This is a genomic window from Kribbella sp. NPDC048837 (assembly GCF_055586945.1).
Window position 1 is genome coordinate 62,369 of record NZ_JBVJHF010000002.1, and the last position, 16,703, is coordinate 79,071.

20 protein-coding genes are annotated in these 16,703 nt (G+C 69.6%); 9 read left to right on the top strand and 11 right to left on the bottom strand.

Annotated features, from left to right (window positions below; translation table 11 throughout):
• The first annotated feature begins 43 nt into the window (after nt 1–43).
• A complete protein-coding gene (locus ACZ6O0_RS08230; protein ID WP_465764149.1) occupies nt 44–1,324 on the top strand; it encodes an FAD-binding oxidoreductase in 1,281 nt (426 codons plus the stop codon).
• A gap of 61 nt (nt 1,325–1,385) precedes the next feature.
• Here the strand turns inward: ACZ6O0_RS08230 and ACZ6O0_RS08235 are convergent, their stop codons facing one another.
• Both ACZ6O0_RS08235 and ACZ6O0_RS08240 read right to left on the bottom strand, forming a co-directional pair.
• Nucleotides 1,386–2,279 carry a VldE C-terminal domain-containing protein gene (locus ACZ6O0_RS08235; RefSeq protein WP_465764150.1) on the bottom strand — a complete coding sequence of 298 codons (894 nt, stop codon included), beginning with the start codon at nt 2,277–2,279 and terminating at the stop codon, nt 1,386–1,388.
• A gap of 232 nt (nt 2,280–2,511) precedes the next feature.
• Nucleotides 2,512–3,159 carry a TetR/AcrR family transcriptional regulator gene (locus tag ACZ6O0_RS08240; protein WP_465764151.1) on the bottom strand — a complete coding sequence of 216 codons (648 nt, stop codon included), beginning with the start codon at nt 3,157–3,159 and terminating at the stop codon, nt 2,512–2,514.
• A gap of 56 nt (nt 3,160–3,215) precedes the next feature.
• Between ACZ6O0_RS08240 and ACZ6O0_RS08245 the strand changes: the two genes are divergently transcribed.
• Nucleotides 3,216–3,737 carry an ester cyclase gene (locus ACZ6O0_RS08245; RefSeq protein ID WP_465764152.1) on the top strand — a complete coding sequence of 174 codons (522 nt, stop codon included), beginning with the start codon at nt 3,216–3,218 and terminating at the stop codon, nt 3,735–3,737.
• Between the two features lie 57 nt (nt 3,738–3,794).
• Entirely contained in the window at nt 3,795–4,571 is a 777-nt protein-coding gene (locus tag ACZ6O0_RS08250; protein WP_465764153.1) for an enoyl-CoA hydratase/isomerase family protein, read from the top strand.
• Here ACZ6O0_RS08250 and ACZ6O0_RS08255 read toward each other — a convergent pair.
• The 3 genes from ACZ6O0_RS08255 to ACZ6O0_RS08265 form a co-directional block, all read right to left on the bottom strand.
• Complete coding sequence (locus tag ACZ6O0_RS08255; protein ID WP_465764154.1) at nt 4,563–4,904, bottom strand: YciI family protein; 342 nt, start codon at nt 4,902–4,904, stop codon at nt 4,563–4,565. The genes ACZ6O0_RS08250 and ACZ6O0_RS08255 overlap by 9 nt on opposite strands.
• Before the next feature lie 76 nt (nt 4,905–4,980).
• Nucleotides 4,981–5,136 (bottom strand): DUF6131 family protein, encoded by a 156-nt coding sequence (locus tag ACZ6O0_RS08260; protein ID WP_465681055.1) that lies wholly within the window; start codon nt 5,134–5,136, stop codon nt 4,981–4,983.
• A gap of 99 nt (nt 5,137–5,235) precedes the next feature.
• On the bottom strand, nt 5,236–6,636 hold the full coding sequence (locus ACZ6O0_RS08265; protein WP_465764155.1) for an MFS transporter: 1,401 nt from the start codon (nt 6,634–6,636) through the stop codon (nt 5,236–5,238).
• 179 nt (nt 6,637–6,815) lie between these two features.
• Here ACZ6O0_RS08265 and ACZ6O0_RS08270 point away from each other — a divergent pair, with 179 nt between their 5' ends.
• Genes ACZ6O0_RS08270 through ACZ6O0_RS08280 form a run of 3 tightly spaced genes read left to right on the top strand, consistent with a single transcriptional unit; the run spans nt 6,816 to nt 9,115 of the window.
• Complete coding sequence (locus tag ACZ6O0_RS08270) at nt 6,816–7,169, top strand: YciI family protein (protein ID WP_465765569.1); 354 nt, start codon at nt 6,816–6,818, stop codon at nt 7,167–7,169.
• A complete protein-coding gene (locus ACZ6O0_RS08275) occupies nt 7,166–8,413 on the top strand; it encodes an RNA polymerase sigma factor (protein WP_465764156.1) in 1,248 nt (415 codons plus the stop codon). The genes ACZ6O0_RS08270 and ACZ6O0_RS08275 overlap by 4 nt, the downstream gene beginning before the upstream one ends.
• A 27-nt stretch (nt 8,414–8,440) precedes the next feature.
• Nucleotides 8,441–9,115 carry a hypothetical protein gene (locus ACZ6O0_RS08280; protein WP_465764157.1) on the top strand — a complete coding sequence of 225 codons (675 nt, stop codon included), beginning with the start codon at nt 8,441–8,443 and terminating at the stop codon, nt 9,113–9,115.
• Here ACZ6O0_RS08280 and ACZ6O0_RS08285 read toward each other — a convergent pair.
• From ACZ6O0_RS08285 to ACZ6O0_RS08300, 4 genes are read right to left on the bottom strand one after another with little or no spacing between them, the layout of a single operon-like run.
• Complete coding sequence (locus tag ACZ6O0_RS08285) at nt 9,112–9,663, bottom strand: DUF4240 domain-containing protein (RefSeq protein WP_465764158.1); 552 nt, start codon at nt 9,661–9,663, stop codon at nt 9,112–9,114. The genes ACZ6O0_RS08280 and ACZ6O0_RS08285 overlap by 4 nt on opposite strands.
• Before the next feature lie 54 nt (nt 9,664–9,717).
• A complete protein-coding gene (locus ACZ6O0_RS08290) occupies nt 9,718–10,662 on the bottom strand; it encodes an aldo/keto reductase (RefSeq protein WP_465764159.1) in 945 nt (314 codons plus the stop codon).
• Between the two features lie 29 nt (nt 10,663–10,691).
• A complete protein-coding gene (locus tag ACZ6O0_RS08295) occupies nt 10,692–11,021 on the bottom strand; it encodes a dihydrofolate reductase family protein (RefSeq protein WP_465764160.1) in 330 nt (109 codons plus the stop codon).
• A gap of 4 nt (nt 11,022–11,025) precedes the next feature.
• Entirely contained in the window at nt 11,026–11,829 is an 804-nt protein-coding gene (locus ACZ6O0_RS08300; RefSeq protein WP_465764161.1) for an alpha/beta fold hydrolase, read from the bottom strand.
• Nucleotides 11,830–11,907: 78 nt separating this feature from the next.
• On the opposite strand from ACZ6O0_RS08300, the gene ACZ6O0_RS08305 reads away from it, so the two are divergent.
• Nucleotides 11,908–12,606 carry a TetR/AcrR family transcriptional regulator gene (locus ACZ6O0_RS08305; protein ID WP_465764162.1) on the top strand — a complete coding sequence of 233 codons (699 nt, stop codon included), beginning with the start codon at nt 11,908–11,910 and terminating at the stop codon, nt 12,604–12,606.
• A gap of 3 nt (nt 12,607–12,609) precedes the next feature.
• On the opposite strand, the gene ACZ6O0_RS08310 is transcribed toward ACZ6O0_RS08305, so the two are convergent.
• Entirely contained in the window at nt 12,610–13,692 is a 1,083-nt protein-coding gene (locus ACZ6O0_RS08310) for a lysylphosphatidylglycerol synthase transmembrane domain-containing protein (protein ID WP_465764163.1), read from the bottom strand.
• Nucleotides 13,693–13,743: 51 nt separating this feature from the next.
• The gene (locus tag ACZ6O0_RS08315) at nt 13,744–14,838 is read right to left on the bottom strand and encodes a LacI family DNA-binding transcriptional regulator (RefSeq protein ID WP_465764164.1); all 1,095 of its coding nucleotides are present in this window, start codon (nt 14,836–14,838) and stop codon (nt 13,744–13,746) included.
• A gap of 354 nt (nt 14,839–15,192) precedes the next feature.
• On the opposite strand from ACZ6O0_RS08315, the gene ACZ6O0_RS08320 reads away from it, so the two are divergent.
• Both ACZ6O0_RS08320 and rhaI read left to right on the top strand, forming a co-directional pair.
• On the top strand, nt 15,193–15,534 hold the full coding sequence (locus ACZ6O0_RS08320) for an L-rhamnose mutarotase (RefSeq protein WP_465764165.1): 342 nt from the start codon (nt 15,193–15,195) through the stop codon (nt 15,532–15,534).
• 2 nt (nt 15,535–15,536) lie between these two features.
• Nucleotides 15,537–16,700, top strand: coding sequence for an L-rhamnose isomerase (gene rhaI, locus ACZ6O0_RS08325; protein WP_465764166.1), 1,164 nt, complete (start codon nt 15,537–15,539; stop codon nt 16,698–16,700).
• Nucleotides 16,701–16,703: the final 3 nt, after the last annotated feature.

The following is a 16,703-nucleotide window of genomic DNA, read 5'->3' on the forward strand; positions in this document are numbered from 1 at the left end:
CGACGTATTGGCAGAAGCGGATACGGCGAGGGAGTGGGGCAGGATGACGACGCAGACGGTTGCACCGGTCGCGAGCGACGTGGTGGCGGGGTTGCTGGGTGCCGGGTTCAACGGCGCCATCCGGCAGCCCGGTGAGGCGGAGTACGACGTACAGCGCAAGTCCCTCATCCCCACGCTCGACTCCCGGCCGCTGGTGGTCGCCGAGGCCGCCACCCGGTCCGACGTCCAGGCGGCGGTGCGGACGGCACGCGAGTACGGCGTACCGCTGGCGGTGCAGGCCACGGGTCACGGGACCCGCGTGCCGGCCGACGGCGGGATCCTGCTGAAGACCACGCCGATGACGTCGGTGCTGATCGACCCGGAGCGCCGGATCGCCAAGGTCGCGCCGGGCGCGCGCTGGGGTGCGGTGCTGGACGCGGCCGGGCAGTTCGGGCTGGCGCCGCTGTCCGGCTCACACCGCGACGTCGGCGTCACCGGCTACACACTCGGCGGCGGAGTGGGCTGGCTGGCCCGCAGGTACGGGTTCGCGGCCGACAGCGTGGTCCGTGCCGAGGTCGTCACCGCGGACGGCCGGGCTGACACGGCGAGCGCCGAGCACCATCCGGACCTGTTCTGGGCGATCCGCGGCGGCACCGGCAACTTCGGCATCGTCACCTCGCTCGAGTTCCGGCTGTACCCGGTCCGCACCGTCCACGCCGGCATCGTGTACTACGGCATCGACCGCGCGGCCGCGATCCTGCGCCGCTACCGCGACTGGACCACCACCATCCCCAACGAGCTGAGCACCGCCGTCGTCCTCACCCGTGTCCCCGGCACCGAGCAGCGCGCCGTCGCGATCAAGGTCATGTACGCCGGTGCCGCGGAGTTGGCCGAGCACCTGCTGAAGCCACTGTTCGAGGTCGCCGGTCCCCGGCTGGCCGGCGAGCTGACGACGATCGAGTACGCCGACGCCGCGATGGGCGGCACGCCCGCCCGGCACCTCGACTTCCTCGACACCCTGACCGACGAGGTGATCGACGTGGTCACCGGCTTCGACGACGAGGACGCGCCGACCGTGGAGATCCGGCACTGGGGCGGTGCGATGGCCCACCCGGGTCCCGGCGCCGGTCCGGTCGGTCACCGCGGAGCGTCGTACTCGCTGATCGTGGACCGGGAGATGCACGGCGTCCTGCCGGACTCCGGCCGCACCTTCGTGAACTTCCTCGGTGACCTGGGCCGCGCGGACTCGGCGTACGACGCCAGGGACCTGCAGCGGCTGCGTGAGGTCAAGCGCGCCTACGACCCGGCGAACTTCTTCCACCTGAACGCCAACATCCGCCCCTGACAAGCGACCCGGTCCCCAGGAGGGCAGGGGACCGGATCGCTCAGGGCGTCTCGGGTAGCGCTCAGACCGTGCCGGAGTTCCCGTAGACGGTCACGTGCACGTGGTCGTAGTGATTCGCGGTCGTGCTCCCGCGGTCCTCCATCGCGCGCCAGCCTTCGCTGCTGCGCTGGACGGTCCAGATGTGCTGCTGCCAGATCAGCTGGCTGACGCCGAGCTTCTTGTAGTTCGCGTGCAGCCAGTCCGCGACCTCCTGGCCCTCCGAACCGCTGACCATGATGTCCAGCGCGTGCCCGCTGGAGTGCTCCGAGCCGCTGTCACCGGACCGCAGACCGCCGTACGACGTGATGTCCGGGAACTTGGCGCAGATCGCGCGGTGGACCCGGATCGCGTCCTGGGTCAGGCCGTCCTCGACCGAGGAGCCGGACTTGCAGGCCGCCTGGGAGATGGTGCCCGCGGTGCTCGCGACCGGCTTGGTGGCCGACAGGTACGCCGCCTTCACCCAGCGGGACTTGTTGTCGCTGACGACCTCGGCCCAGATGCCGTCGATCTTGCCGGTGACCGAGACCTTGGTGCCCTTCGGCAGCACGTCCAGCAGCACGCCGGTGATCGGGAGGGACCAGAGGTTCACGTCGGTGGTGGTGTACTTCGTCCCCACCGCCTTCGGCGGCGTCGCGCTGGCGGCCGCGCGGGTCTTGGTGGGGGTCGGCGTCGGGATCGGCGCCTGCTTCTTCAGGTGCTTGGCCGAGGGAGTGGTCTTCGGCTTGGCCGCCGGAGCCTGGCTGGGAGCGACGTCCAACGGCGGGCGCAGAGCGTCCCGGCTGACCTGGGTCTCGCGCGACAGCTGCAGGGACGAGCTGGCGATCGAGGTGTCGAACTTGACGTGCTGGTCGGGGAAAGCGGCCGCCGAACCGGTGACCACCAGGGCCACTGCCGCGCCGGGAATCGCCACCTTCACGACACCTGGCCGGATCACCTGGGGGCGCGGTTGACGGTGCCGCGCCTGTCTATGCCGTCCTGCAGTCACTTATGGAACCCAATCTGCCGAGACCAAAACGTTATCGACCGGAGGAGTCAAGCACACATCGCCACGCGGGTTCGAATCGGCCCCGAGTCTTAACGCATTACGAACATCCACAGCGGGGTCCCAGTCGTGATCTGCCCGCTATTCGGATGTGACCGGTCCGAGATCAAACGCTTGGTCGGATCAGGGCATCGGTGAGCGCGCTCGCGACCAGGGCGGCGTACCGCTCCGGGGTCCAGCCGCGGAGCAGGACGAGGAGCTCGTAGAGCTCGACCGAGATGTACGTCCACAGCACGTCGGCGACTTCCTCGAGCGTGATCCCGGGCCGCAGCTCGCCCGTCTCGAGCAGGTGCCGGCCGAACATCGTCATCCCGGTCAGCCGCTCGTCCAGCAGGGTCTGCCAGGTCTCGCGCAGGGTCTCGTCGTTGTGCCGGCCGTCCCGGATCAGGATCTGCACCCGCGCGGACCGCTGCTGCCGGTGGACGAAGCCGTCGACGTACAACTGGATCTTCCGGCGTACGTCGGGCTCCTGCTGGATCGCCCGGCTCTCGGGGCGCTCCGCCATCGGGACCGGCTCGTCGTCGCCGACGATGACGAAGTCGAACACGGCCTTGGCCAGCGCGGCCTTGGTGCCGAACCCCTTGTAGATGCTCTCGGCCGAGACGCCGGCGCGGCGCGCGACCGCACTGATCGTGGTCGCCTGGAAACCGTCGGCCTCGAACAGCTCCTGCGCCGCGACCACCACGTCCCGCCGCCGTTGCCGGGCCCGCTCGCGCCGGCCGGTGGCGTCGTACTGCCTCTTGACTTCTGCCATTCACTGATCCCATGCTTTTGAGTACAGCCTAACTGTATCGAATTCCAGGGGGAACCATGGACACCACCGCTGGCGTGTCGGCGAGTGAGCTCGCCGTCCGCGCGATCCGGATCATGGCCGACGGCGACCGGGCCGACTTCGACGCGCTGATCCACCCGGACGCGGTGAACCGGGAGGACCAGGTCGAGCCGCCGGACTGCCGGATCGGTGGACCGGCCGGCTACCACGCGACCGCGCTCTGGCTGCGGACCGCGTTCGAGGGGCTGGCCTACGAGATCCACCATGTGGTTGCCGATGGCAACTTGGTGGCGATCAACTCGACGATGAGCGGGCGGCACGTGGCGCCGTTCGCGGTCTACACGCCGGCCGGCGCGGTGGACACCGTCTTCCCGCCGACCGGCAAGACCTTCGCCATCACCCAGTCGCACTGGTTCCGGCTGCAGGACGGCAAGGTCGTCGACCACTGGGCCAACCGCGACGATCTCGGCCAGGCCAAGCAGCTCGGCTGGGTCCCGCCGACGCCGGGCTACCTGTTCCGGATGGCCCGCGCGAAGTCCCGGGTCAAGCGCGCCGCGTAGGTCCGGATGTGATCCAGTCGGCGGCGCGGAGGGGTGGCCGGCTGGTTGACTGCCCAGGTGGATGACTTGGGATTCCGGATCGAGGGCGGGGCGGTGGCCCGGCTGGTGATCGATCGGGTCGAGAAGCGGAACGCGCTGACCCGTGCGATGTGGGAGGCCCTGCCCGGGCTGCTCGCGGAGCTGGCGGCCGACGACGCGGTGAAGGTGCTGCTCGTCACCGGTGCCGGGCCGAGCTTCTCCGCCGGAGCGGACATCCGTGAGCTGATCTCGGGGGAGGATCCCGCCGATCCGATGGCGGAGCTGCGGGCGTTCAACCTCCGGGCCCAGACCGCGCTGCGGGAGTTCCCGAAGCCGACGATCGCGGTGGTGCGCGGACACTGCATCGGCGGCGGGCTGGAGATCGCGGTGAACTGCGACTTCCGGATCGCCGCGCGGGACGCGACGTTCGGGGTGACGCCGGCCCGGATCGGCGTGGTCTATCCGCCGGCCGCGATCAAGGTGCTGCTCGATCTGGTCGGTCCGGCGACGACGAAGTACCTGCTCTTCAGCGGTGAGCTGCTGACCGCCGAACAGGCCGAGCTGAAAGGCCTGGTGGATCGGGTCGTCGACGATCCGGACACCGAGGCGGCGGCCTTCGCGGCGACGATGGTGTCGCGATCACAGCTGACGATCCGCTCGGCCAAGGAGACCGTGAACGCCTTGCCGGCCGGCGAGGATGCCGACGCCCAGGCGGTACGGCGCTATCGCGAGACCATCGCGAGTGGTGAGCTGGCGGAGGGGATCGCGGCGTTCACCGAGAAGCGCTCAGCCACGTTCCCCTGGCACTCAGGCTGAGATCAGCGTGCCGCGGAGCTCGACGCGGTCGCCGGCCGCGGCCGAGACCCGGGCCGCGATCGCCTGGGCCTGCTCGTCCTCCGGCACGTCGATCAGGAAGAAGCCGGCGAGCTGCTCCTTAGCCTCGCCGAACGGCCCGTCGGTGACCACTTGCGCACCTTCGCGGATCTGCACGATCCGGCCCTCCTCCGGTGGAAGCAGCCCTTCCGAACTGACCAGCTCGCCGCTCGCGGCGAGCTCGCTCTCGAGCCGCATGAGTCGGCCGAGCGCCTGCTGGTCCTCGTCGGTCCAGGTGCGATCGATGCTGCGGAAGATCATCACGACGTACTTCATGGGCACACCGTAGCGACCCGCACGGACAGAACCCCGCGGCCGCAAGGGCCCGCGGGGTTCCGGATGACCTGACGGATCAGTACCAGTGTCTGCGTCCGCCGACGGCCCGGCCGGCCGATCCGAGCAGGAACAGCACCGCTCCGATGACGACCAGGATGATCCCGATCGTCCACAGGATCGGAACACTCAGCAAGAACCCCAAAATCAGCAGGATCACACCGAGGATGATCATGAAGCCTCCTTCTCGAGGGCCGCCGGCGAAAAGGTGGCGGCCACGAGGGTCCAGTGCCCTACGCCGTCGCGACGGCAAACGTCCAACGAGCGTTTGAAGTCAGGGCGCCACCGCCTCCAGCTGGTGCTGCACCGAACCCTTGCGTCCGAGCAGAAGTCCGCATCCGGCGAGACCGACCGCGAGGAAGAACCACACCGCCACGAACGCGATCCGGTAGCCGTGGGTCAGAGCGGTCGGCGTGGCGCCCGTCGTACTGGCCGTGGCTACTGCGGAGAGGGCTGCGATGCCTACTGCGCCACCGATCTGGAAGCTGGCGTTCTGCAGTCCGGAGGCGACGCCGGAGTCCGCGCCGGACACGTCGCTGAGGGAGGCGATGGACCCGGCGACCGTGCCGGCGCCCAGTCCGGCGCCGAAGATCGTCAGACCCCAGAAGGCGAGCTCGAAGTACCCGGAGTCCACAGTCAGCCGAGCCATTGCGGTAGTGCCGACGCCCGCGAGCAAGAGTGAGACGAACGCCACCCGGCGCGTGCCCACGCGCGTGACGAGGTGCTGGCCGACCATGGACCCGACCACCGCCGCGGCCGCGAGTACGGCGGACATCAGGCCGTAGCGGACCGCGGACACGCCCAAGGCCAGTTGGGCGTACTGCGTGTAGATGAAGTTCAGTCCGAACGCCGACATCCCCCAGGCGATCGTGATGAGGTTGCCTCCGACAAGCGCCCGGGAGCGGAAGATCCGGAGTGGTACGAGCGGTGCGGCCGATCTGTTCTCCACGAGCACGAACAGTCCGAAGAGTGCCGCCGACAACAGCACCAGCACCAGAGTCCGCCCGACGGGCGACTCCGGTGCCTCGATGACGGCGTACACGAGCGCGATGAGCGCAGCGGTCACTGTGACCGCACCGGCCACGTCGAACCCGCGTCGGCCCGGTCCACGGCTGTCCATCAGCAGTGCGGGAGCGAGTACGACGACCAGCAGGCAGACCGGCACGTTGATGAAGAAGATCCACTGCCAGCCGAGTCCGTCGGTGACAGGCCCTCCGACGAGGGATCCCGCCGTACCGCCGACCCCACTGGTCGCTCCCCAGATCCCGAGCGCCTTGTTGCGGTCCGGACCCGCGGGGAACGTGGTCATCACGATCGACAGCGCACTCGGCGCCAGTACGGCGGCGGCCGCGCCCTGCAGCCCTCGCGCGAGGACCAACGCGTCACCGCTCCACGCGAACCCGCAGAGCAGCGAGGACCCGGCGAACAGCAGCAGTCCGGTGATGAACACCCGCCGCCGGCCGAGCAGGTCGGAGATGCGCCCGCCGAGCAGCAGCAGGCCGCCGAACATCAGCGCGTAGCCGCTGGGCACCCACTGCACCCCACCGGTCGAGAAGGTCAGCTCACGCTCTATCGACGGGACGGCGACCAGCACGATCGACGCGTCCAGAATGATCATGAACCCGGTCAGGCAGAGCAGCGCCAGTGCGAACCAGCGCTTCGATTCGGAAACCATCTGACATCTCCAGTACGGCGCGGACACCCCGGCTGGGCGTCATCCGGTGGAGACGTCGGGCCGGCCGCGCCTACTTCGACATCCGGCGTTGTCGAAGTCGGGCACCGGTGTTTCGACGTACCGGGTGAGAGGGGGTCACAGCGACCTCCGCGAGGGACAGGATGGTGCCTGTGAAGTACATGCTGCTGATCTACAGCAACGCCGAGAGCTGGGCGAGCCTGTCCGCCGAGCAACGCGAGGGTCTGGCCCGGGCGCACGAGTCACTGTCGCGTGAGCTGACCGAGCAGGGCCTTCTGGTCAGTGCGGCCGGGCTGGCGGACCCCATCACCACTCGGACCGTGCAGGTGCGTGACGACACCACGACGACCACGGACGGACCCTACGCTGAGGCCAAGGAACACTTGGCCGGGTTCTACCTGGTTGAGTGCGACGACATCGACCAGGCGATCGGGTACGCCGCCCGGATGCCGGATGCGGAGTACGTCGCGGTGGAGGTGCGACCGGTGATGGACACGTCCGGGCTGGAGATGTGAGCGACGTCGAGCCGCCGAGCTTCGAGCTGCTGCTCCGCGAGCAGGCGCCGCAGGTCCTGAGTGCGCTGGTCCGGCACTACGGGCACTTCGACCTGGCCGAAGAGGCGGTTCAGGAGGCGCTGCTCGCGGCCGCGCAGCAATGGCCGGCCGAGGGGGTGCCGGACAACCCACGTGGTTGGCTGATCCGGGTCGGGTCGCGCCGGCTGACCGATCTGCTGCGCAGCGAGTCGGCCCGGCGGCGGCGCGAGGAGAACGCGGCCCAGCTCGCCGCACCGGAGGAGTTCGTTGCCTCGGGCCCGGAGATCGACGATCCGGGCGGCCGGGACGACACGCTGACTCTGCTGTTCCTGTGCTGCCACCCGGCGTTGTCGCCGGCCTCGCAGATCGCGCTGACGCTGCGTGCGGTCGGCGGTCTCACCACGGCGCAGATCGCCGCCGCGTTCTTGGTGCCGGAGGCAACCATGGCGCAGCGGATCAGCCGGGCGAAGCGCAGTATCAAACAGGCGGGCAGTACGTTCGAGCTGCCGCCCGAGGCGGAGCGGGACGAGCGGATGGGCGCCGTACTGCACGTCCTCTACCTGATCTTCAACGAGGGCTACACCGCCTCGTCGGGTACGTCGTTGCACAGCGCGGAGCTCACCACCGAGGCGATCCGGCTGGTGCGGGGCGTGCGCAAGCTGCTGCCGGACGATGGCGAGGTGGCCGGGCTACTGGCCCTCATGCTGCTCACCGACGCGCGTCGGCCGGCTCGGACCGGTGCGGACGGCGCACTGGTCCCGTTGGCGGATCAGGACCGCTCACTGTGGAGCAAGGCCGCGATCGTCGAGGGCGAAGCGCTGGTGACGGATGCGCTGTCCCGGACGCAGCTGGGGCCGTACCAGGTGCAGGCCGCGATCGCCGCGGTGCATGACACCGCGGAGCGGGCCGAGGACACGGACTGGCGGCAGATCGTCGCGCTGTTCGACGTACTCGAGCAGCTGGTCGACAACCCGATGGTGAAGCTCAACCACGCGGTGGCAGTCGCTATGGCGGTCGGTCCGAAGGAGGGGCTCGCCGTCCTCGAGCCACTCGACTCCGACGACCGCATGACCGGCCACCACCGGCTGGAGGCGGTCCGTGCGCACCTGCTGGAGATGTCCGGTGAGAAGGCCGCCGCGCGCGAGAGCTTCCTGCTGGCGGCACGCCGTACGACGAGTGTCCCGGAGCGCAACTACCTGCAATCCAAGGCTGACCGGTTGGGCTGAGGTCGCGCTGCCCCTTAGGTTGGAGCCGTGGATCTGACCAGGGCCTCGCTCCTCCGCGAGATGCTGACCGGCACCGAGCTGGGTAGCCGGACGACAGAGTTCGCGCACTCACTGCGGCGGTTCACCACTCGCAACGGCGGACTGATGCTGTTCGGGCCGGCCGACGACGAGCCGTGGCATCTGACCGCGCACTTGGACGACGAACTGCACCGGGCCGGGATCGAGGACATCCGCCCGTCGCTGGTCCGCTGGGCGCCACCACCGGACGCACCGCCGCACCTGGCGATCGGACTGGACCGGCTGCGGGACGCGGGCCGAGGTGAGTCGCTGCTGGTGGTGGCCGAGGAGAATCCGGCGGAGACGTTGCTCGAGCGGATCAGCGACGTACGACGGCGCGGTACGACGATCTTCAGCATCGGGAACGGGGACCGGGAGCTCACGTCGCTCAGCCATGAGGCGCTGGTGCCCGAGCTGCTGGTGCCGGACGGGTTCGGGTGGACCAGCCGGCGGATCGAGCTCGAGTTCGACCACGACGAGCCGCAGACCGCCGTACCGCTCACCGACCTGGAACCGGCGGCGGAGGGGTTCGAGATGGCGCAGCACCTGGTCAGCCTGGCCGCGGCCGACGAGGACGCGGGTCAGCCCAGCTGGCGCCGCCGGCTCCGCGCCGCCATCGAGCGCCTCAGCGGCGAGCCGGCCTAGGTTTCCAGGTAGAGCGCGGCCAGCCGGGGCAGGTGCGTCTCCAGCTCGTCCTCGTCGTCGAAGTCGATCTCCTTACCGGCCGGCAGCGCCGGGGTGTCCGGGGACTCCGCCTCGACGGCCTTCCAGTACGCCGCCTCGTCGCCGGTCAGGTTCTTGTACGCATGACTGCCGACGTGCAGCAGGCCTTCGCCGTCGAACCCCTCGAAGCCCTCCGGCCGGTCCTCGTCGACCACGTCCGCGAGCGAGTCCGGCTCGGCCAGCGCGGCCTCCCACACCTCCCGTCCCTGCGCGATCAGCCAGCCCCGGAACGAGTCGAACCCATCCTCCGAGGCCCCCGAGTTGATCAGGTACGCCGCCGCCCACAGGTCCCACCGGTAGGACTCGACCTGCAACCGCGCGAGCTCGACCCCGAACCCCGCGATCTCCGCGGCCTCCAGCCCGCCCAGCCCCTTGGTCAGCGCGTCCGCAACCCCATCCGGATCCGCGACGGTGTCGTCCACCCCACCACGCGCATCCTCGACCAGTCCCCAGAAACCATCCCTGTCCACCCCCAAAGCGTCTCACCACCCCCGGTGCAAAGGGGAGCGATCGTCGCAGGTGATTTACCAGACGTCGTCGAGTCGGGCGCGGTGCTCGGGGCTGAGCCGGAGTTGGGCGCCGTGGAGGGCGGTTCGGAGGTAGGTAGGGGTGGTGATGCCGATGATGGGGGTGATGGCGGGGGTGCCGGTGGTGAGCCAGGCGATGACTGTCTCGGAGGGGGTGATGCCGAGGTCGGTGGAGACGGCGGTGAGGGCTTCCAGGCGGCGGGTGGTGCCGGGGTGGGTGAAGGCTTCGGGGACGGGGCGGTCGGGGCGGTTCTCGTAGGCGCCGGACATCAGCGGGCTGTAGGCGAAGAGTTGCTGGCCGGGGTTGGTGGCGGCGTAGTCGAGGACCTCGTCGGTGATCCAGCCGAAGCGGTGGTCGTGGGCGTGGTCGCGGACGAGGGGGCGCGGTTGCAGGTAGGAGTAGCGGAGCTGGAGGGCGCTCGGGGCCATGACGCCCAGCTCGGTGGCCAGACCGCGCATCCGCTCGTACCGCCACAGGGCGTAGTTGGACAGGCCGATGCGGCCGATGGTGCCGGCGGCCGCGTGCTTGCCGAAGGCAGCCGCGGTTTCCTCCAGCGGGGTCGAACGGTCGTCGCGGTGCGCCCAGTAGAGGTCGATGTGGTCCACACCGAGTCGCCGGAGCGAGGTTTCCAGCGCCGCGTCGATCGCCTGAGCGCTCAGACCTTCCACATGCTCGGGGTAGCTGCCGGGCCAGAGTGGTTCACAGCCGACCTTCGTCGCGAGCTTCACCCGGTTACGCACCCCCGGCCGCCGAGCGAGCCACCGGCCGAGCAGTTCCTCGCTCTGCCCGCCATGGCCGCTCGGATCCTGCCAGAACGCGTAGCAGTTCGCCGTGTCGATCCATTCACCGCCGGCGTCGACGTACGCGTCCAGCAGGGCGAACGACTCCTTCTCGCCGATCCGCGTCCCGTACTCCATGGCGCCCAGCGCGATGTTCGTCATGACGAACACCCAACGTGCTAGAGCGCTGTCTAGGTCAAGTCCCGCCGATACACCGTCACCGGAACGCCCTCACCGAAGGTCTCCGACCGCGTCAGCTTCCAGCGCGTCTTCTCGGGCGTCTCGCCGAACAGCCGCCGCCCGGTCCCGAGGATGACCGGGAACGTCATCAACCGGATCTCGTCCACCAGATCCGCCGCCAGCAGTCCCTGCACCAGCCGGATGCTGCCTGGGACCTGCTTCTCCCCGTCCTCGCCCCGGTCGAACTCGAACGTCCAGTTCGCGTACTTGAAGTCCTCCCCGCCCGGAGCCTGTACGACGCCGTCCAGCGAGCTGAACGTGGTCAGCACGATCGTCCCCATCGCGTCAGCCCTCGTGAGCGAACTGCCGCAGGACCGGCGCGAGCACGGGCGGCTCGACGTTGTGGTTCGCACCAGTCACGGGCTTCAGCGTCGCGGTCGGCAGCAACTCGGCGACGGCCTGCGCGCCGCTGATCAGGAACGGCGCGGTGCCGTCGCCGTGCATGACCAGGACCGGGACGTCGACCGCGGCCCACCGGTCGGCCGGCAGCGGGTTGCCCGACATCGTCGTACCCATGATCCGGCCGTCGTACGAGATGGTGTGCGCGATCTCCTCGACCGGCGCCCAGTACGGGCTCTGCCGGATCCCGTCGACGAACTCGGCCGGCATGTTGGCCGCCGCGGTCATGAACAGCTCGGCTGCCTTGTCCCGGCGTCCGGCCGCCACGTACGCGTCGAGCTGCTCGACGTAGTCGGATGGCAGCGGCGGGCGCGAGTCGTCGACCACGACCGGCGGCTCGAACAGCGCCAGCGCGCTGATCGGCAGCCCGGCGGCCGCCGCGTCCAGGGCCAGCAGTGAGCCGGAGGACCAGCCGAACACGATGGCCGGCTGCCCGGCGTCCTCGATCAGCGCGGCCAGGTCCTCGATCTCCCGCTGGATCGCGTACGGCGCGGTGTCCGAGCTCTCACCACGGCCGCGCCGGTCGTACGCGTAGACCCGGAACTCGTCACTCAGCAGCTTCGCCACCTCGGCGTTCGACGGGTTGACCGCGCGGTGGGCGGTGGCGCCGTCGACCAGGATCAGCGGCCGGCCGGTGCCCCACGCCTCGAAGGCGATCGTCGTGCCGTCGGCGGATTTCACAGTACTCATCGTCGTTCTCCTGTCGCGTCGTTCGGAACTAGACCGTACAGTACTCAGAGAAGAACTGGACTGTCTAGTATGATTTCGGTGACCACCGAGGAGGACGTCGTGGAGGATCGACAGCGGGCCGCCGTCTGGCAGCCGGAGCAGGCCGTCGCCATCGAGGGCGAGGGGCGGACGCCGCGCAAGCGCCGCGCGATCCTGGCCGCCGCGACCGAGGTCTTCCTCCAGCATGGGTACCTCGGCGCGAGCATGGACGAGGTCGCCGCCAAGGCCGGCGTCTCCAAGCAGACGGTCTACAAGCAGTTCGAGAACAAGGAGCGCCTGTTCGCCGAGATCGTCCTCGGCACCAGCGACCAGCTGATGGACGGCCTGCTGCAGGCGTACGTCGACACGCTCGAGGGCGCCACCGACGCGCGTGAAGCCCTGCGGGCGCTGGCCCGCCGGCTGCTCGACAGCCTCACCGCCGACAGTGTGCTGCAGTTGCGCCGGCTCGTGATCGCGGAAGCGGACCGGTTCCCGGAGGTGTGCGGAGCCTGGTTCACGAGCGGCTTCGAGCGGTCACTCGAGGCGCTCGGGGCCGCGCTGACCCGGTTGACCGAGCGCGGTCTGCTGCGGGAGCTGGGCGATCCGACGCTGGCGGCGTACCAGTTCGCGGGGCTGGTGATGTACAAACCGATGAACCGGGCGATGTTCGCGGGGACCCGGCAACGGCCGAAGCCGGGTGAGCTGGACAAGCTCGCCGACCAGGCGACCGAGGTGTTCCTCGCCGCGTACGGCGCCTGACCGCTAGGCGTCTTCCTCGGCGGAAGGGGGTGCCTCTGTTCTCGACGGATCGGTGACATGGCGGTGGATCCGCCAGCCCGCCCAGGCCAGGAGGCCGACCGGGATCGGCAGCCAGAAGGAGACGAGCCGATACAGGAGCGTCCCGATGAGTGCGGTGTCCGCGCTGACTCCGATGAGGACCAGCAGTGCGGTGAGGCCGGCGTCGACGAAGCCGAGACCACCCGGCGTGATCGGGATCATCGCGAGGGCCTGGGCGACGACATACGCCAGGAGCACCATCGACGGGCGGGCGTGCGCATCGAGCGCCGCCAGCGCGGCCACGAGCGCGGCGTAGTCGAACATGCGGTTCGCCGCCGCCGCGAACGCCGCAGCCCACCAGTGGCCCTCGAACGCGGCGGCCACCCGGTCTCGCTGCGTGACCAGCAGCGCGGCGCAGCTCTCGGCAGTCACGCTGCGCTTCACGACATGGAGGACACGACCGGTCCCACGACCGACCAGCACCACGAACCGTTTCCAGGTGAGTGCGGTGAGTCCGAGACCGACGATGACGATCGCCATGATCAGCGAGACCAGGAGGCCGAGCTCCAGCTGCCGAGCGGGCGGCGGGCCGATCAGCACGGCGGGCACCGTCAGGACGGGCAACAGCAAGAGCACGCCGGTGGTGATCAGGCCCATTGCGGTGAGAGCGGACGCGACGACTGCCGCCGGCTGGCCGGCCTGGATCAAGAGCCTGGCTTGGAGGACACCACCGGTGGCCGCGCCGCCGGGGACGACTTTGCTGGCGGCGTTCCCGGCCAGTTGCGCCGTCGCGATCGTGCCCCAACCCGCATGGATCGGTCGCGGCTCCTGGTCCCCGGCGTGCTGGGCCATGGCCAGTTTGGCGAGCCACCACAGTGCCGCGAAGCTGCAGGCCTCGAGGACGACGAGGACCGGGAACCACCAGGGATCCACGTCAGCCAGGCGTGGCCAGGCTCCGAAGAGGGACAGGATGCTCGGCGCCACGATGTACAGGCCGACGCCGGTGATCGCCAGGCCGACAGCCCGGCCGCCCCATCGCCGCACCAGACCCCCGCCAGCGACGCGCATGTCTCACCTCGCCCAGTGGACCAATCGCCTCGCCACCATAGCGCGACCAGCTCAGAGGGTGCCCCGGGTCGAGGTCCGGACGACGAGTTCGGGGGTGAACGTCACCCGCTGGTGCTCGTGGTCCGGGTTGGAGGACTCGTCGAGCAAGAGCTCCGCCGCGGTGCGGCCGAGGAGCTGCCGGGGCTGACGGACCGAGGTCAGCGGTACGGCGGCGGCCTCGGCGAACTCGATGTCGTCGTACCCGACGATGGCGAGGTCCTCGGGAACGCGCAGGCCGAGGCTCACACACTGCTGCAGCAAGCCGAGCGCCAGGAGGTCGTTGGCGCAGAACGCCGCGGTCGGGCGGCGGGCCGCTGGGAGGCCGGCGAGTCGTTGCCCCGCGCCCCTGCCTTCGGCGACGGTGAGGGCGCCGGTGGTGATTTCGATCAGGTTCTCCGGCGGCTTGCCGGCCTTGCGGAGGGCGCGGCGGGCGCCATCGCGGCGGTCGATGACCTGGCCGATCGTGTTCGGGCCGCCGACGTACGCGATCCGTTCGTGGCCGAGCTCGAGCAGGTGGGCGATGGCGAGCTCGCCGCCGAGGATGTCGTTCACCGCGACCGAGCAGTGCTCGGTGTCGTCGATGGAGCGGTCCACCACGACGACCGGCGTCCCGCGGGACGGGAGTTTGCGCAGGCGGGAGGAGTTCTGGTCGATCGGGGTGATCAGGATGCCCTGCACGCGCTGCTGCTCGAGCAGGTCCAGGTAGTCGGCCTCGCGGTCGGCGTCCTCGTTGCTGTTGCAGAGGAAGACCGAGAGTCCGGCCGCGCGGGCCGCGTCCTCGACACCCTTCGCGACGTCGGTGAAGAACGGGTTGCCGGCGTCGAGCATCAGGTAGGCGAGGATCCGGCTGCTGCCGGCCCGGAGCTGGCGGGCCGACTCGTTCCGCACGAACCCGAGCGAGGCCATCGCCGCCTCGACCTTCGCCCGCGTCAGCGGACTGACCACCTCGGGCCGGTTCAGCACGTTCGAGACCGTCCCCAGCGACACTCCCGCGGCCGCCGCCACTGCCTTGACCCCGGCGGCGTGCCGTTTCGCCTTCCGGCGCCGTCCTGACGGCGGCCGTGGGGAGGCTCCGGCTGCCTGCTCGGGCGCGCTGTCCGGTGGCATGAGCACCTCCCCGCGTCATGGTCCGGGTTTGAAACGTGTTAGCGGGCGAAGCGTACCTGGTTTCGGCCGGTTTCCCGCAGTCACCGTCCGGGATCGGACGCCAGGAGGTGGGCGACCCCTTGACGGCCGGCGGCGCCCACCCTTACGTTCGTGCAATCCTCTTGAAACCTTTCAGCGACTCTGCGCCCCGAGTTGGAGGTGACGATGACCGACGGCTCGCCGCTGCCGCGCCCGGCCGCTGGGTCGTTTCAACACCTGCGACCGGGCCGCGATGGTCCGCCAGGCCGCCCACCGGTTCGCCCGCGTCGGCGTGTCGACCGCCGACATCGACCAGTTCAACTTCTGAGGACCGCTGTGAATCGCTACTGCTTCTGCCTCCAGGTCCGGCCCGACCGTCTGGAGGAGTACGTCGAGCGCCACCGGAACGTCTGGCCGGAGATGCAGGCCGCGTTACGCGACTCCGGCTGGCACAACTACTCGCTCTTCCTCCGTGACGACGGCCTGCTGATCGGGTACGTCGAGGCCGAGGACCTGGAGGCGGCGCAGAAAGCGATGGCCGCGACCGAGGTCAACACCCGCTGGCAGGCGGAGATGACCGAGTTCTTCACTCGCCAAGGAGACGGCACAGAAGACGGCCGCCCGCCGGACGAGTCGTTCCTGCTGCTGCCCGAAATCTTCCACCTGAAAGAGGACTGAACATGACGACCGAAGCCGTGAAGGCCGCCCTGAGCCGCCAGGAGATCGAGTTGCCCTCGTGGGCGTTCGGGAACTCCGGCACCCGGTTCAAGGTGTTCAGTCAGCCTGGTGTGCCGCGCTCACCGGAGGAGAAGATCGCCGACGCCGCCGTCGTGCACAAGTACACCGGGGTCGCGCCGAGCGTCGCGCTGCACATCCCGTGGGACAAGGTGGACGACTACGCGGCGCTGGCGGCGTACGCGAAGGAGCAGGGCGTCCGGCTGGGCGCGATCAACAGCAACGTGTTCCAGGACGACGACTACAAGCTCGGTAGCGTCACCAACCCCGATCCGGCGGTCCGGCGGAAGGCGACCGACCACCTGCTCGAGTGTGTCGACATCATGGACGCGACCGGGTCCCGGGATCTGAAGCTGTGGTTCTCCGACGGCACCAACTACCCGGGCCAGGACGACATCCAGGACCGGCAGGACCGGCTCGCGACCGCGCTGAAGGAGGTGTACGACCGGCTCGGCGATGACCAGCGGATGCTGCTGGAGTACAAGCTGTTCGAGCCGGCCTTCTACACCACGGACGTGCCGGACTGGGGTACGTCGTACGCACACTGTCTCGAACTGGGGCCGAAGGCAACGGTGTGTATCGACACCGGGCACCACGCGCCGGGGACGAACATCGAGTTCATCGTCGCGTTCCTGCTCCGGGTGAAGAAGCTCGGCGCGTTCGACTTCAACAGCCGGTTCTACGCCGACGACGACCTGATGGTCGGGGCGGCGGACCCGTTCCAGCTGTTCCGGATCATGAACGAGATCGTTCGCGGCGACGCGCTCGACCCGGACCGCGGGATCGCCTTCATGCTCGACCAGTGCCACAACATCGAGGTGAAGATCCCGGCCATCATCCGCTCGGTGATGAACGTCCAGGAGGCCACCGCGAAGGCGCTGCTGGTCGACCGGGACGCGCTGCGGGCGGCCCAGGCCTCGGGTGACGTGCTGGAGGCGAACGCGGCGCTGATGGATGCCTACAACACCGACGTCCGCCCGCTGCTCGCCGACCTGCGCGAGTCGCAGGGCCTCGATCCGAACCCGGTCGCGGCGTACAAGCGCAGCGGCTACTACGAACAGATCGTGAAAGACCGAGCCGACGGCCAGCAGGCCGGATGGGGAGCCTGAGCA